The 13,749-nt window shown below is 52.3% G+C and carries 15 protein-coding genes and 1 pseudogene; 4 read left to right on the top strand and 12 right to left on the bottom strand.

The annotated features are described in order from the left end of the window. From ACSYTG_RS13180 to ACSYTG_RS13145, 8 genes and pseudogenes are all read right to left on the bottom strand, one after another. Nucleotides 1-1,374, bottom strand: coding sequence for a hypothetical protein (locus tag ACSYTG_RS13180; RefSeq protein ID WP_253531362.1), 1,374 nt, complete (start codon nt 1,372-1,374; stop codon nt 1-3). 317 nt (nt 1,375-1,691) lie between these two features. Beyond that, nucleotides 1,692-2,313: pseudogene (locus ACSYTG_RS13175) on the bottom strand (IS5 family transposase). A gap of 103 nt (nt 2,314-2,416) precedes the next feature. Next, complete coding sequence (locus ACSYTG_RS13170; protein WP_489784056.1) at nt 2,417-3,499, bottom strand: hypothetical protein; 1,083 nt, start codon at nt 3,497-3,499, stop codon at nt 2,417-2,419. A gap of 2 nt (nt 3,500-3,501) precedes the next feature. Further along, nucleotides 3,502-3,792 (bottom strand): type II toxin-antitoxin system RelE family toxin, encoded by a 291-nt coding sequence (locus ACSYTG_RS13165; protein WP_253531354.1) that lies wholly within the window; start codon nt 3,790-3,792, stop codon nt 3,502-3,504. Continuing rightward, complete coding sequence (locus ACSYTG_RS13160) at nt 3,789-4,031, bottom strand: type II toxin-antitoxin system RelB/DinJ family antitoxin (protein ID WP_253531351.1); 243 nt, start codon at nt 4,029-4,031, stop codon at nt 3,789-3,791. The genes ACSYTG_RS13165 and ACSYTG_RS13160 overlap by 4 nt, the downstream gene beginning before the upstream one ends. Before the next feature lie 222 nt (nt 4,032-4,253). Next, nucleotides 4,254-5,630: an IS5/IS1182 family transposase gene (locus tag ACSYTG_RS13155; protein WP_075624071.1), complete on the bottom strand. Its 1,377-nt coding sequence runs from the start codon at nt 5,628-5,630 to the stop codon at nt 4,254-4,256. A 193-nt stretch (nt 5,631-5,823) separates the two neighbouring features. Next, on the bottom strand, nt 5,824-6,711 hold the full coding sequence (locus tag ACSYTG_RS13150; RefSeq protein WP_489784064.1) for an MBL fold metallo-hydrolase: 888 nt from the start codon (nt 6,709-6,711) through the stop codon (nt 5,824-5,826). A gap of 54 nt (nt 6,712-6,765) precedes the next feature. Further along, the gene (locus tag ACSYTG_RS13145; protein WP_489784055.1) at nt 6,766-7,095 is read right to left on the bottom strand and encodes a YciI family protein; all 330 of its coding nucleotides are present in this window, start codon (nt 7,093-7,095) and stop codon (nt 6,766-6,768) included. Nucleotides 7,096-7,210: 115 nt separating this feature from the next. On the opposite strand from ACSYTG_RS13145, the gene ACSYTG_RS13140 reads away from it, so the two are divergent. Then, nucleotides 7,211-8,104 (top strand): LysR substrate-binding domain-containing protein, encoded by an 894-nt coding sequence (locus tag ACSYTG_RS13140; RefSeq protein WP_489784054.1) that lies wholly within the window; start codon nt 7,211-7,213, stop codon nt 8,102-8,104. Nucleotides 8,105-8,162: 58 nt separating this feature from the next. Here ACSYTG_RS13140 and ACSYTG_RS13135 read toward each other — a convergent pair whose 3' ends face one another. Beyond that, complete coding sequence (locus ACSYTG_RS13135; RefSeq protein WP_489784053.1) at nt 8,163-8,909, bottom strand: SDR family oxidoreductase; 747 nt, start codon at nt 8,907-8,909, stop codon at nt 8,163-8,165. 149 nt (nt 8,910-9,058) lie between these two features. On the opposite strand from ACSYTG_RS13135, the gene ACSYTG_RS13130 reads away from it, so the two are divergent. Continuing rightward, nucleotides 9,059-9,973 (top strand): helix-turn-helix domain-containing protein, encoded by a 915-nt coding sequence (locus tag ACSYTG_RS13130; protein WP_489784052.1) that lies wholly within the window; start codon nt 9,059-9,061, stop codon nt 9,971-9,973. Between the two features lie 19 nt (nt 9,974-9,992). On the opposite strand, the gene ACSYTG_RS13125 is transcribed toward ACSYTG_RS13130, so the two are convergent. Beyond that, entirely contained in the window at nt 9,993-10,475 is a 483-nt protein-coding gene (locus ACSYTG_RS13125; protein ID WP_489784051.1) for a DUF2938 family protein, read from the bottom strand. Between the two features lie 103 nt (nt 10,476-10,578). On the opposite strand from ACSYTG_RS13125, the gene ACSYTG_RS13120 reads away from it, so the two are divergent. After that, a complete protein-coding gene (locus ACSYTG_RS13120; protein ID WP_003618945.1) occupies nt 10,579-11,031 on the top strand; it encodes an Rrf2 family transcriptional regulator in 453 nt (150 codons plus the stop codon). 74 nt (nt 11,032-11,105) lie between these two features. Here ACSYTG_RS13120 and ACSYTG_RS13115 read toward each other — a convergent pair whose 3' ends face one another. Next, the gene (locus ACSYTG_RS13115) at nt 11,106-12,032 is read right to left on the bottom strand and encodes an aromatic alcohol reductase (protein ID WP_489784050.1); all 927 of its coding nucleotides are present in this window, start codon (nt 12,030-12,032) and stop codon (nt 11,106-11,108) included. Nucleotides 12,033-12,071: 39 nt separating this feature from the next. Here ACSYTG_RS13115 and ACSYTG_RS13110 point away from each other — a divergent pair, with 39 nt between their 5' ends. Then, nucleotides 12,072-12,551 (top strand): winged helix-turn-helix transcriptional regulator, encoded by a 480-nt coding sequence (locus tag ACSYTG_RS13110; protein WP_489784049.1) that lies wholly within the window; start codon nt 12,072-12,074, stop codon nt 12,549-12,551. Between the two features lie 289 nt (nt 12,552-12,840). On the opposite strand, the gene ACSYTG_RS13105 is transcribed toward ACSYTG_RS13110, so the two are convergent. Beyond that, nucleotides 12,841-13,707: an NAD(P)H-binding protein gene (locus ACSYTG_RS13105; RefSeq protein ID WP_354858974.1), complete on the bottom strand. Its 867-nt coding sequence runs from the start codon at nt 13,705-13,707 to the stop codon at nt 12,841-12,843. Between the last annotated feature and the right edge of the window lie 42 nt (nt 13,708-13,749).

Genomic DNA, 13,749 nt, shown 5'->3' with positions numbered 1-13,749 from the left:
TTATGACTCATTAGTCTTAAGAGGCTGCGTTGAAGTCGGCCGACAATGCGCGATTAGCGCAATTAGTACAACGGCCAAGACATCTTTCCAGCCAAAATGTATCAGATCTGGAGAAACCTTGCCGGGCTTGAGCAGGAAAAATGCGGCAATTAAGGTAACCGTAATGGTAAAACGTAATGATTCACTCTGCTCTGACCACTTTGCTCCAGGCAGTAATGAGAGCGTATCCTCGCCTATCAGCCTTATACGCATAATTACCGCAAGTGTAATTAGCATGTTCATAATGACGAAGAAGCGCGTCCAATCAATGATGAACGTCATGAGCAAAGCCAGAAGCAGGCAGGACAGAAAAATTAATCCCGCACAGATCTTACCTTTGGGGTCAGAGAAGAATTTCCCAACATGCAACATTTTTGCTGCAATGATGAGCTGCCCGAAGCTGAGCATTAAAGCTCCCGGCAATTGAGGCATGCTTATTGCATTTCGAGGCGTCACGAAAGCCAGAGTATCTGATATACTTTGGCCCAGATACCAGAAAGCAACATATTGATCAAACGGCCGGATCGAATATTGATAGGGCATGACGTTGAAAAACGCATCGATTATGGCATCTCGCTGAGCGAACGTTCCGCTAAACTTAATACTGATAAGTGCTGCCCCCGCGAGGCCGATCATGATCAGTAATGACGCCCCGATTACAGGACGCGTCAGTTTTAACGAGGAAAGAGATACGAATAGGATAGGAAGGAAGATCATGTATCCCTCGTGCGAAAGCACGAGAGGAATGGTCAATGCCAGACAAGACAGCACCCACACCGTGCGAACCATGCCTACAAATCTGACTGTCCCGAAAAAAAGCACTCCAGCAAGAGCGAGTAGCAGGACGTCCTTATGACCGTACATGTTTTTCGTACTCATACCTACTGCAAAACTGCCTGGCCCATAAATAAGGAGCCAAGCCCAATGGTTGTTTCGTAACGGGTAAACCAATGCGGCAACAGTCGCGGTAAATATGAGATTACAGATAACAGCGATTATCGCTGTTATGGACGCAAAGGAATAGCCTGTCTGTTCACAAATCCACAGAATCACTTCTCCAGAAAGTCCGCGACGGACAAAACCGTCAGCATAGGATATGGCCCAATCCGTAAGACAATACCCAAAGATGTCCGTAAGATTAAACCAGTAGTTCTTGGAACTCATTATCGCGAGCAGAACGAAAAAAAAACAGAAAACCAAGGTTGGCATCTGGCTTGCAAGACAGCGAATAGCGGAGGAAAGTTTTTTGGGGGGCCATATATCCAAAGGAATTTGTTCCACAAAGCGCTCGATGGCAACGCGTAGGTTTTGGTCGTCATAGATAAAGTCCATCATAAGCGATGGCGATATCCCCAGATCGTTCCGATTAATGTGAGGTGCCGCCGCATTACGGGAAAGTCAAGAGAGATGGCTCCATTCATTCATACAAATTTATAATTGGAACAAAATTTGAAGTCGGTAGGTTGCTATAGGTCAACGCTGAATTTTTTTTCCTTCTTTTGCGCTAAAAATAACATTGTCTGTCAACATCATCGCCGCGTCTAACGCTTTGTAGTCAGGCTTTCATCGCAACAACGGTTGATACAACTCGTTAACAATTCCAACAACCTGATCGTCATTACCAGATGCACTGTCCAAACTAGGCTCAGGACTCATAGCCAGAACAAGACGGTTGCAGCGAGGCAGATTGCCGAGAAGAAGACGGTTGGGCATCTGTCATAGCGTGTTGCGACCCGTCTCCAGTCTTTGAGCCTGCCGAACATGATTCCGATACGGTTGCGTCTTTTGTATTCCCGTTTGTCGTATTTGACCGGTTTTCCAAGAGATTTTCCGTCAGGAATACAGAGTTTGAGCCCTTTCTCCTCCAAGGCAACCGCCCCGGTGTAATCACTGACCTGTCCAGCAGTCAGATGAAAGGGGACAGGTCGGCCCTGATCATCGCACACGGCATGAAGTTTTGAGTTCAGCCCGCCTTTTGTCCGTCCGATATGGCGGGGAAAAGCCCCCTTTTTGAGCAGGGACACCGATGTGCGGTGTGCCTTGAGGTGTATTGCATCAATCATCAGACGCTTCGAATGGCCAGTCTGTTCTGTCGGAGCGACAAAGATCCTGTCAAAGACACCCAGGCGGCTCCACCGGAAAAAGCGATTATACAAAGTCTTGTGTGGACCATCCGCTTGCGGAGCGTCTTTCCACTGAAGACCGTTACGGATGACATAAACAATCCCGCACAGAAACACGTCGGTCATCCACGCGTGGCAATCTAGGCGGCAGAGGAAAAAACGGCTAAATCCGCTCCATCTGGCTCTCAGACAGCAAAAACACGTTACTCATAGCCGTACCTCTATTGGTAAGCCTGTGAATCACAACGTCTCGCTCAATTCAATAAATTAATAGGTCCTGAGCCTAGAATATCAACAGCCTTCATAGCCGCTTCCAGCTCCGAGAAATCCGGCTGCCAGCGCGGCAGCGGTTGTAATATAACGTCCTCTATCACATCATCTTCTTGCGGATCCATGATCTCGTTGGCCCGCGGTCGCCCACGCTTACGGCCCGGCAGGGGCTTGCGCGGTTTCCGGACACTCTCGCGCAACGGCGCGAAATCTTTCAGCGCAAAAAGCCGTCGCGCCGAACGTCGGGTAACATCAACAACCAGCCCCCGTTCGACGAACCGCTCCAGCAACACGTATGCGGCCTGAACCGACACTGACAGCTTGGCAGCCAGTGTCGTAGCTGAAATCACCGGATAGGCGGCAATGACGTCGATCGCCAGAGCGGCTTTGGAATGACGCCGCTGATTGCCGGCCTGCGCCCGCGCGTCTCGCCAGGACCGCTCCAGCGTGTGCACCATATCCCTGATCCTGGCCGCTTCGCGCTCCAGTGCGTCCAGCCATGTGGGTATCCAGCGCCGCTCCTCCCAGGACGTCCTGCCCCGAAAGGCTGCCGCTCCGGTTACAGGATACAGGCCGCTAAAAACCCCTTCCTTCTGCCACAGACGCACCAGCGCTCCCCGAAAGGGCGCGCGCGCGTCACCTCTCTCAATCCACTCCCGAAAGGCCAGAGCGCTGCCCCACAATACACCCAGGCGCCCAACCGGCAGGGTCATACTACTAAGCGCTTCGGCAATACGCTCTTCCTGTAACGTAGAAGCCCTGACGAGCCACTGATACTGCTCAAAGGCATAACGTAAAGCATCAACCTCGCTGCCCCGCTCATACACATCCTGACCGCGGATGCGCGGGCGCAGGCCCTCAAGGTTTGCTGCCAACTGCCAGGGATCGATCAGAAAGCCATCCACGGCCGCGCACTGCCGGGCGGCTTCCAGTCGTACCCGGAACAGCACAGCCTCACGCAAAGGGTGACGACGCAGCAGCTGGTCGAGTGCGCCGAATGTCAGGGCCGTACGGGTTAGCGCTGGCATTACATCGTCTGGACGCGCTGCAAGACGTTCGATCCGCATGCTCAGAGCCGTTTCCCGGCCTGTTCATAGGCTTGGGACTTGTCACGTTCTCCGATAGCCAGAACCAGCACGACGATCTGGCTATCAATCACCCGGTAGACCAGCCTGTAGCCACTGGTCCTGAGCTTGATTTTGTAGCAATCACTCAGTGGTCCAGACAGGCGGGAAGCTTCGATACGGGGCATTTCCAGCCGTTTGGCCAGAACCTTCTTGAATTGCATCTGAATCGTATGATCAAGACCGCGCCATTCCTGCAGGGCGCGGGGGTCAAACTGGAGTGTGTAGCCGCTCACAGATCTTCCAGCGTCACCGTCACGGGGACTTGCGGTACGGCGAGACGCTCACGCACAACCTGCAACAGATCAGCGTCCTCATGGGAAAGGACATGCCGCGCAACCGGCAGTTTCCCGGTTTCCACGACATATTCGAAGGTCTGACGGATCAGATCGGACGGTGTCACGCCCAGCTCCGCCAGACGGGCGTAAGCCTGGTCCTTCAGTGCACTATCGATCCGCAAATTGATGGAGGCCATACTCATTTCTCCTCGCCCGAGACACGTAAAATACGTCTTTACAAACGTAAAGGCAAGCATCTCGTATTCAATCTAATTTACTCATAACTTGAAACTACGATATTTTCCAGTTTCTGCCCCCTCCCCCGTTTTTATGTCCGATAACTTCTAATTCTGTTGAAAAAGTCGCTTGCTGTGTCGGGCGGATCTGGGCTTGTGAGAAGTTTGATGCGGCTGTCTCCTTCAGGTGGCCCTCTGGAGGGAGATGACTGGCATCAGCTTTGCCATTTTACGCAGGTTCTGGGCGGTTGCTGCGAGAAGGAACTCATCTCTGGCGCCATTTGGGCCTCGTAATCGCAGTCGATCCAGTTTGAGTATGCGTTTGAGATGCGCGAACAGCATCTCAACCTTTTTCCTCTGTCTTCGTGATGTCACGTAAGCATCGGTCTGGGCGATGTCCCGCGCCATATCGCGAGCGCCTTCATGCACGGACCGCATGATCTTGCGAGCGGGTGTATTGGGTGTGCAGCGCTGCCGGAATTCACATCCACTGCAATCCTTCACACGGGCTCGATAACGAATGAAGCCATCCTTATCGACACGGGAACGGGGTGTTGTGAAATTCCGATTGGATGCCCGGAGTTGATGACCGCCCGGGCAGGTATAAAAGTCATTCTCATGATCGAATGTGAAATCAGACCGTGCAAACGTCCCATCGTTGCGGGCTGATTTATCAAACACAGGAATATGCGGTTCGACCCCTTTCTCCTCTACCAGCCATGCGAGGTTGGCGGCATCTCCATAAGCACCATCTGCAGCCAGACGTTCAGGCCATAAGCCAAAGGTCTGCTGGACCCGTTCAATCATGCGACGCTGTGCTGTGACTTCCGCCTGACGCACCGATGTCGTGGCCTCCACATCGACAATAACAGCATGCCTGAGATCGATCAGATAATTGGTGCTGTATGAAAAGAACGCCTGATTGGGCGTGGCTGCAGAATACCGTGCTGCAGGATCTGTAGGAGATAATCTTTTAGGGACAACAGGTGTCGATGCACCGAATGCAGCATCGTCAAGAACGGCAAGATATTCTTTTACGGCACGCCCTGCCGCATCAGGAGGAAGGCCTTCATCTCCCGGAACAGCCAGTCGTCGATTGGCATCGGCCTGGATCAGGCTGGCATCGACGGCAAAACCTTCCCCACCGACCAGACCCGTCTCGATACAGCGCCGGACGGTCAACTCGAACACTTCACGCAGAAGGTTGCTCTCACGGAAACGACCATGTCGGTTCTTTGAAAATGTGGAGTGATCAGGAACAGTCCCATCCAGACCCAACTGGCAGAACCATCGATAGGCGAGGTTCAGATGTACTTCTTCGCACAGGCGCCGTTCGGAACGGATGCCCATGCAGTAGCCAATCAACAGCATCCGAATGAGGAGTTCCGGATCAATCGAGGGGCGTCCCATTGTGCTGTAAAATGGACGAAGATGTTCTCGAATTCCGGAGAGATCAATCAGCCGGTCAATAGATCGAAGCAGGTGATTGTCTGGTACATGCTGCTCCAGGCTGAACCCATAAAACAGGGTTTCCTGAACCCCGGTTCGCTTACCCATCATCTGCCGACACTCCTTGACTGATGACGACTGAATCAGGAAGCCATGATTATTTCAAGAGCGACTTTTTCAACAGAATTAAGGCGATTGCCGCCCGTCTGCTCCTGCATCACTGAGCAGACGGGCAGTTCAGGAGGGGAAAGCGGAATGTCCGCAATGGAATTGAACGAGGTGAACAGCGGACATAATGGCAGCCCTAGAGGAAAGACCAACCCCTTCCCTGGTCGTATGTCATCACTTTTCCAGCGGATGTCATCGAAAAATGCGATGTGAATACTGCTGCGCCGTGTTCGACAGCGTAATTCAAAGCCCATTTTCGCGATATGGTGGCTGTCTGAGGATCTGCATCAAAAACGGCACTCCACTCCGGAACACACACCTGAATAGGATGATGCATAACATCGCCCGTGAAGAGGGCGTGCTCGACGCCTAACCTCAGCACAATAGATGCGTGATGTGGCGTATGACCCGGTGTGGGATGAAAGGAAATTCCTTCGAGAACATCCGATCCGTCCACGTCAATCTGATCTGCAAGACCCGCCGAGATAATCGGATCAACGCTATCAATGCGTGTCATGAAACTGGTTTTATTGCGGACGCTATCATGAGCCGGATTGCTGAAAAAATCATATTCAGCTCTAGAAAAGACATATCGGGCATTCGGGAAGGTCGGAACACAGATCCCATTTTGCAGGCGTGTATTCCACCCGACATGATCGACATGCAGATGGGTAAGAAGAACAAAATCGATGTCTTCTGGACTGACACCAGCGCGCATCAGATTTTCAAGCCACACGGTCTGCAAGTGATCGAAAAACAGAGCAGCAGGTCGAGCCTTGCTATTCCCCGCCCCCGTATCCACAAGAATGTTCCGACCGCGATCCTTGATGAGCCAGCTATGAACGCTCAAAAGGACTTTCGTTTCTGAACTATCCAGCGTTTCAGGCAGTCGGGGATAAATCTGAAGAGCCGTTGCTTCGTCCCAATCTGGAAGCAACTGTTCTGGAGAGAGTGCAGCCAGCATCAGATCCTGTATTTTTAGAATACGGGCATCCCCCACAGTATACCACTGAAGATCGTTCAGAAGCATAAGGCTCTCTCTCGTTTTTATTTCTTAAAAAATACAGAACTGTCGCCATCAAGGGAAAATAGACTTCAATTGTTGTGGGAGAGCCCCTGTCGCATGATCTGAAAGGCAACCGAACAGAGGATCCCATTCTTCAATCCGCAGATCACAAATCAAACCTTCGGATGCAAAGGGATCACCGGCAAGCATCGCGTCGATCTCTTGCCGATTGGCGCCTTTCATAATCAGAAAGCCGGAGCGCAATGGGGTCCCTTTCAACGGACCGGAGGCCAGCAGTCTGCCTTCCTGAATAAGGCGCCTGAGATACAACACGTGTGCTGCGACATGCTGTTCCCATCCCTCGCCGTCAGGGTGATCCATGCGAACAAGATAAACAGGCATTTCGAAAGTCTCCACCAGAACTGGGCTTGCCAATCACTCGAAGCCTTCAGCATATTCCTCTTTTTCGCTGGATAAATTGTCGATACGAGACATCAGTCACAACTAAGGATGATGAATGCTTGACCGGTTAACCAGCATGAAGATTTTTATCAAGGTCGTGGAATTGGGGTCCTTTGCAGCGGTCTCCCAGCATCTGACTTTGTCGCCGCAGATGGTAGCCAAGCATATAGAGGCTCTGGAACGCCACCTTGGTGCACGTCTGTTGCATCGGACTACCCGCCGACAAAGTCTGACCGAAACAGGCCGGCTCTATTGCGAGCAGTGTCGCCTTGTCCTGAAAGCAGTTGAACGAGCGGACAGTCTGGCAGCCAATACGCTTGGCACACCGCGTGGCACATTATCTGTCAGTGTTCCCGTCACCTTTGGGCGAACAGTATTGCTGCCATTTGTTCACAACTTTCAGAAAAAATATCCAGAAATTCAAGTTCATTTGTCCCTGACAGACCAACTGGTTCACCCCACAATGGATGGTCATGAGGCTGTGATCCGAATTGGTGAACTGGGGACGGACCTTACAGCGGTCAGTCGTCCTTTGACGGCCTATCGTCGGGTCATCTGCGCGGCTCAAACCTATCTGGAAAAACACGGTTTTCCAGGGCAGCCCGAAGATCTGATGCGCCACGAGTGTCTCCTATATGAAAACTCCGGCGGCCCTGTAACCACGTGGCACCTTTCTCAGGGGAGCGTTACGCGACCTGTCACCGTGTCCGGGAAGATAATCAGTAATGATTCAAGTGTTCTGCATTCTGCAGCTCTTGGTGGCGATGGCATTCTGCTGGGATATGAGCAGGCTCTGCTTCCAGATATTAAAAGCAAACGGCTTGTCCGGCTTATGCCCAGGTGGAAAGTTCCGGACAGGCCCATGCACCTGCTTTATAACGCAGGTCCAGTTATGACGCCAAAGTTGCGGGTCTTTGTGACCGAGCTTCAAGAGGCTTTCCAGCCTTAAGCCTCTTTTCGACGGTAGGATGTCTGTCTCTTAAGCTCGGTTAGCAATCAGTTTCTGTTCACCATCCCTGTTCAGTCGGAAGCACAAACAGTTCTGCAACATCCATGCGTGCAGGTGATTTCAGAGCAAAAAGGATGCTGTCTGCTATGTCCTCGCCTTCGAGAAAGGTCATGGATGCTGCAAGATCATCCATCTGTTTGCGGTAATCAGCATCTGTAATGTGGTCGTAAAGCTCCGATTTTACGGCTCCCGGCTGAATGCAGGTAACGCGGATATTATGCTTTGGTCCGATCTCCATTCTGAGGCCGTCTGAAAACGCTGTCACCGCAGCTTTGGTGGCACAATAAACGGCGAGACCCGTAAAGACCTTCCGGCCTGCAATCGAGGACATGTTAAAAATATGGCCCGAATGCTGTGCGATCATCTGCGGAAGAACGGCTGCCGTTGCATTAAGAACACCCGATATATTTACATCCACCATCTGCTGCCATTCGTCCACTTTCAGGCTGTCAACGCAAGATAGGGGCATCAGGCCCGCATTGTTGACCAGAACATCAATCCTTCCAAATTGGGCAATCAAGCTCTTTGCGGCTTCTTGACACGAGACAAGGTCAGTAACGTCCGTCACCAGAGGAATAGCTCGACCGCCAGCCTTGGTAATCTCACTGACAAGTGCATTCAGGCGATCATGACGACGTGCCGCCAGGCCGACTGTCATTCCTTCTGCTGCAAGTTTGCGCGCTGTTGCCGCACCAATGCCACTGGATGCTCCGGTCACCAGAGCAATTTTTCCTGCAATGTTCATAACCTTCTCCACACAACGAGCCTTCAATCGCCCTTGTTTGTCGAAGGAGGTGTAATTTATGCCAGAAGATATCTCTCTTGGCTTCTTGCTGAAACTATTGCGATTTTGCGCTATGGATAGTCGTGCATGGAAATTAGGGAGTGTAACAGATGGGGGTGCCCTGCCTTCCTTCTCAGCGTGCTGCCAGTTTGGCACTGGAGCAACTTCTCCCCGGGAAGAAAATTGCACAAAGTGAAGGGGATGTCTGGAACGACGTTGACGTCCAGATCTTCTCTCGCCCGTTACAAGAAGACGAAATTCTTGTGCCTGCCGTCGCAGAACCCTTGCTTGTCTGGGTTATCAGCGGAGAAGCAAATATTGAAGAGCGTGAACTGACAGGACCTTGGGAACAGAGCAAGGCAAGAGCTGGAACGTTTTACCTCACGCAGACGGACACACCCTATCTGATGCGTTGGCAGGGCAAGGACGACACTTGTTTTGAAGTGTTGCATCTCTATCTTGGACTTGAGCTTGTTAACCGAGCCGCCATGTCATTAAATCTGACTTCATCCCGTATTCGAATGCGGGATGTTTCGGGCGGGGAGGATGCTTTCATATCAGGCATTTTGAGTGGTCTGATAGCTGAAATGCAATCTTCCGTTATTACAAATTCCTTATTTGTAAATGGCCTTCTGGAAAGTCTGACAGTTCATCTTTTAAGACAGTATGCTGATGCCAGAGCTAAGATAAAGCTACGATCCACTCTCTTGCCCACATGGAAACTGCGTAGAGTTCTTGATCATATGGAAGCACATCTGGCTGAGCCATTTGATTTGGATTGTCTTGCTGCTTTGTGTGGCATGAGCCGTTTTCACTTCAGTCGCTCATTCCGTACAACCACGGGACAAACCCCCTCTGGTTGGTTCATGCAGCACCGCGTCCAGAAAGCATCAGAAATGCTTCGTAAGACCAATCTTTCCATTATCGAGATTGCCTTGGGGATCGGATACGACAGTCCAAGTCACTTTGCTCAGGTCTTCCGCAGAGTGACAGGTGTCAGTCCTCGTCACTATAGAAAACTGTAATCACTCTCTGAATAAGGTTTCAGAAAAAACCTTGGTAAAAAAGTTCACCTAAATACAGTCCCATTCCAAAGACAGCATGAGCGCTTATACTGAGAAATAGTCCTTTTCCAGGATTGGGAGCCCTAAGCCCGAAAAAACCGCCGCCCAGAACAGGTTTCATAAACAGAAAAGGGGCTAAAAGGGTAACAAGTCCGAAGAGTAGACCATTTAGCAGTGTGGGGACTGTCTTTGCTATAACCACCACAAAACTGAGGTACAGTGCGGCATAAACAGCACCAATCAGATAATGAAATGCCCAGCCAACAGTGGCCTCTCCTTTCAGGGAGGGTCTTTTTCCAATCATTGGGTCATAGATCCTGCCGTCACGCCACCCTATGACCCAGCGGCCGGTGACAGACCAGTTGGCTGCAGGAATTCCAGTCAATGGTTTCTGGGCTTGTTGCCAGATATCGGATGCAGCAGTCGCCACGACGCCGACTGTCAGAATTTCGAGCAAATTCATACAGCATGTCCTCGAAGTAAGAGTGTTCGCGCACACTTTCATGTCACTTTTCGAGTTTCATGATATACTGACGAAATCGCACTCTAGCAATACATGAAGTTACATGAGACAAGATAACAGATTATCCTGTGTGCTCCACGTACTCCTGCATATGGCAGAAGCAGGTGGTCCCATGACGTCAGAAGCCCTGGCTCGCGCCCTTAACACCAACCCCGTGGTTGTGCGACGTCTTATGGGCGGTCTGCGTGAGCATGGATATGTGCACTCCGAGAAAGGACATGGCGGGGGGTGGACGCTTTCATGCCAGTTGGATCGGGTAACGCTGCGAGATATTTACGAGGCTCTTGATGCCCCAAGATTATTCGCCATAGGGAACCGGAGTGAAAAGACTGAATGCCTTGTTGAGGAAGCCGTTAACGATGCAATGAGTGGCGTCCTTGCGGATGTTACGGCCCAACTTCTCGCGCGTTTTGGCCAGATTACACTTGCAGCGCTTCATGCCGACTTCCATCAGAGGCTAGCAGCGCGCCATGCTCCGGCCACGCTCTGCAAGTAGACCAAGGGCTGATGGCCAGGATTGATGCTGACCTTGTGCCTCCCGGAATTCAGATGTCGCAAACAGTGAGTGGTTTAAGCTACATGACGTTGCTGGTGTTTTAGCCAGGTCATGGCGTCGGTTACTTCAATGCCCTGTAAGGCGTTGAAAGTCTGTTTCTTGTCCCATGCCACGCCAGTATCGCGTGCAAACGCAAGACGATATTTCCGTATTCCGTCATCAGGGTGTGCGGCGACTTCTGCGCGTAGCCTATCCATATCCCACAGTTCCCGAATGACAGGACGGCCAAGGTAGTGCTCCATCTTTTCGGCGAGTTGAGCGTAGGAGAACATATCCCCGGCAACATAAACCACCTCGTTCTGGATCGGCGGTTTATGGGCGAGGATGCTCGCTGTAAGTCGTCCTATATCTTCGGAAGTGGTCACCGTCAGACGGTTATCCCAACTGCCGAGTGCGCGAACCTTGGCGCCTTGAAGATCCACCAAACCGAAAGCTGGCTCAAACAGAAAGCTGGTGAAGATTCCTGTCGAAATGATTATCCATTGGGTCGTAGATTGACCGCGGAGCATGTCCCTTACGTCTGATTGCTCATCAAATACTGGCTGCCCGCTACCACGTCCAACAACATCGTAATCGACACCAAACTGCCACGGCACATAACGGTCCACCCCAGCCTTCAGGACAGCACTGGTAATTTTACGCTGTGTACCGGGGCCACCAACAAACCCGGTACAACATATAATTGTATTGAACTTGGCGAAGAGGGCGGAGAGGTCCTCTACCGTTTCCGTCGAAAGATCAGCATAAACGATCTGCAGGCCTTTTTGCTTTAATTGTCGCGCAATATCCGTTCTGGTGCTTCCGCTTGATGGTCTGAGAAGAACGCTGATTGACCGAGTGCATTCCGGGTTCTGTTCAAGCAGGCCGGTGATGACGGTCTGACCAAGCTCTCCGGCGCCGATGACAAGGGTTTCAATGACAGGGGTCTTCATCGCTGGCATCAGGAATTCCTTATGGTTATAAAGTTAAAATAAGACGCGATGCGGGAAAGCGAAGAAGGCACACGAGTGATACCGTTCGATAATCTGGACTTTGATGCCGTGATGGCTCAGTCGCAGGCAGCCTGTGCTGCTCTCAGTGACAACGATGGCGGGTTGAAGCGAGAAGTGCTTGCGCATGCCGGCAACAGATGGTCACTCGGTATTGTCCATATTCTTGGTGTTGCTGGTACTCTGCGGCACGCAGAGCTGGCGCGGCGGCTTGATGGGGTTACGCAGCGTATGTTGACGCGTTCTCTTCGTCAGTTAGAACGCGACGGTCTTATTATTCGCCATGATTACGGTGAGGTCCCGCCACGGGTGGATTATACTCTCACTCCGTTGGGAAAGGGGCTGCTCGTAGGAATGATGCCTCTTTGGCGGTGGATTATTGACAACGCTGCGGCATTCAGAACGGCACGCGATCGGTTCGACAGTGATAGGAATAGCACTTTCGTTGAGCCTCGTGACGGTCTGAATTAGCAACAGTGTTTAAGCGGCGGAGTTAATGCGCCATGGCACTCCGCTTTTGAGGATAGCGTTGGTGATTGTGACGAGAGGCCGCTCAAACACAGTTGCTAGCCGCCCCGGACGCCATCGCCCTGGAAAGCCATCTGGTCGAGTGCCCTGGCAACGCCGACATCCAGTTGGACCTGACCTCCTGCTGAACTACGCCTCCAACGTGGTCATGTACCCACAATTCCAAGCCTACTTGCACCGGTGGCGCGGACCTCCGTCGAATGGCGCAGCAAAGCACCCAGCAAGTGCGGTGCTACGACTGCCCCAGTCCTCCGGCGATACTCGCCAGAATTTCGGCCAGGGAACACGGCGTGCCTCCGGTCAAACGCACGATGTCACCGCTGACGATGTCGTAGGCGCCACGCGCCTGCCGCGCCTTCATCGATACCACGGCATCGGCAACCACGTCAGGCAGACCCGTTTTGAGCAACCCGGCTCGCAACACCTCGGCGGGCATAACGTTCAAGGCAAAGGGCCGCTGGATCTGCTGCGCGACCAGTCTGCAGACCGCTTCACCACGCAGGGCTTCAGAGCCTGTCAGCTGATATATGGCGCCCTCGTGGCCCTCGCTGATCAATGCGGCGGCGGCAGCTTTGGCCACGTCGCCGCGCGAAACGAAACTGACGCGGCTGTCCTCAAGCATCGCAAGCCCGCCTGCCGTCAAAGACATCCGCACCTCTTCGACCAGCGTCTCGGAAAAATAGCTCATACGCAGTATCGTCCATGCGGGGATCGCGCTCTTGATCAACGCCTGCTCACTGTGCCAATACGCCGCCCCAACGGCGGACTCCCCCTCACGCTGCGTCCCGGTTGCCGACAACAGGAAGACGTGACCGACCTCGGCCTGTGCAGCGGCATCCACGGCCGCCAACATCTGGCGCGAACGAATCCCCGGCCGCAGATCAGCCCCCGGAATCAACAACAGGCGATCCAGGCCCTGATAGGCCGCCACCAATGTCTCGGATTGGTCGTAGTCGCCTAAGCGACCTGCGTAGGTTCGATCGGTCTTGGGGGTGCGCGAAATCGCCACCAAGTTTTCGGCCGCAACCGTTTCCGCCAACGCCTGAACAACTGCGCTACCGAGCTGGCCGCTGGCACCGCTCACACCTATTTTCATCATCAGATTCCATGGTTATTTATGGTTCTTTAGGATAAATTTGTT

Source organism: Acetobacter sp. ESL1128, from assembly GCF_058505085.1.
This window is presented reverse-complemented; position numbering and strand designations above follow the sequence as displayed.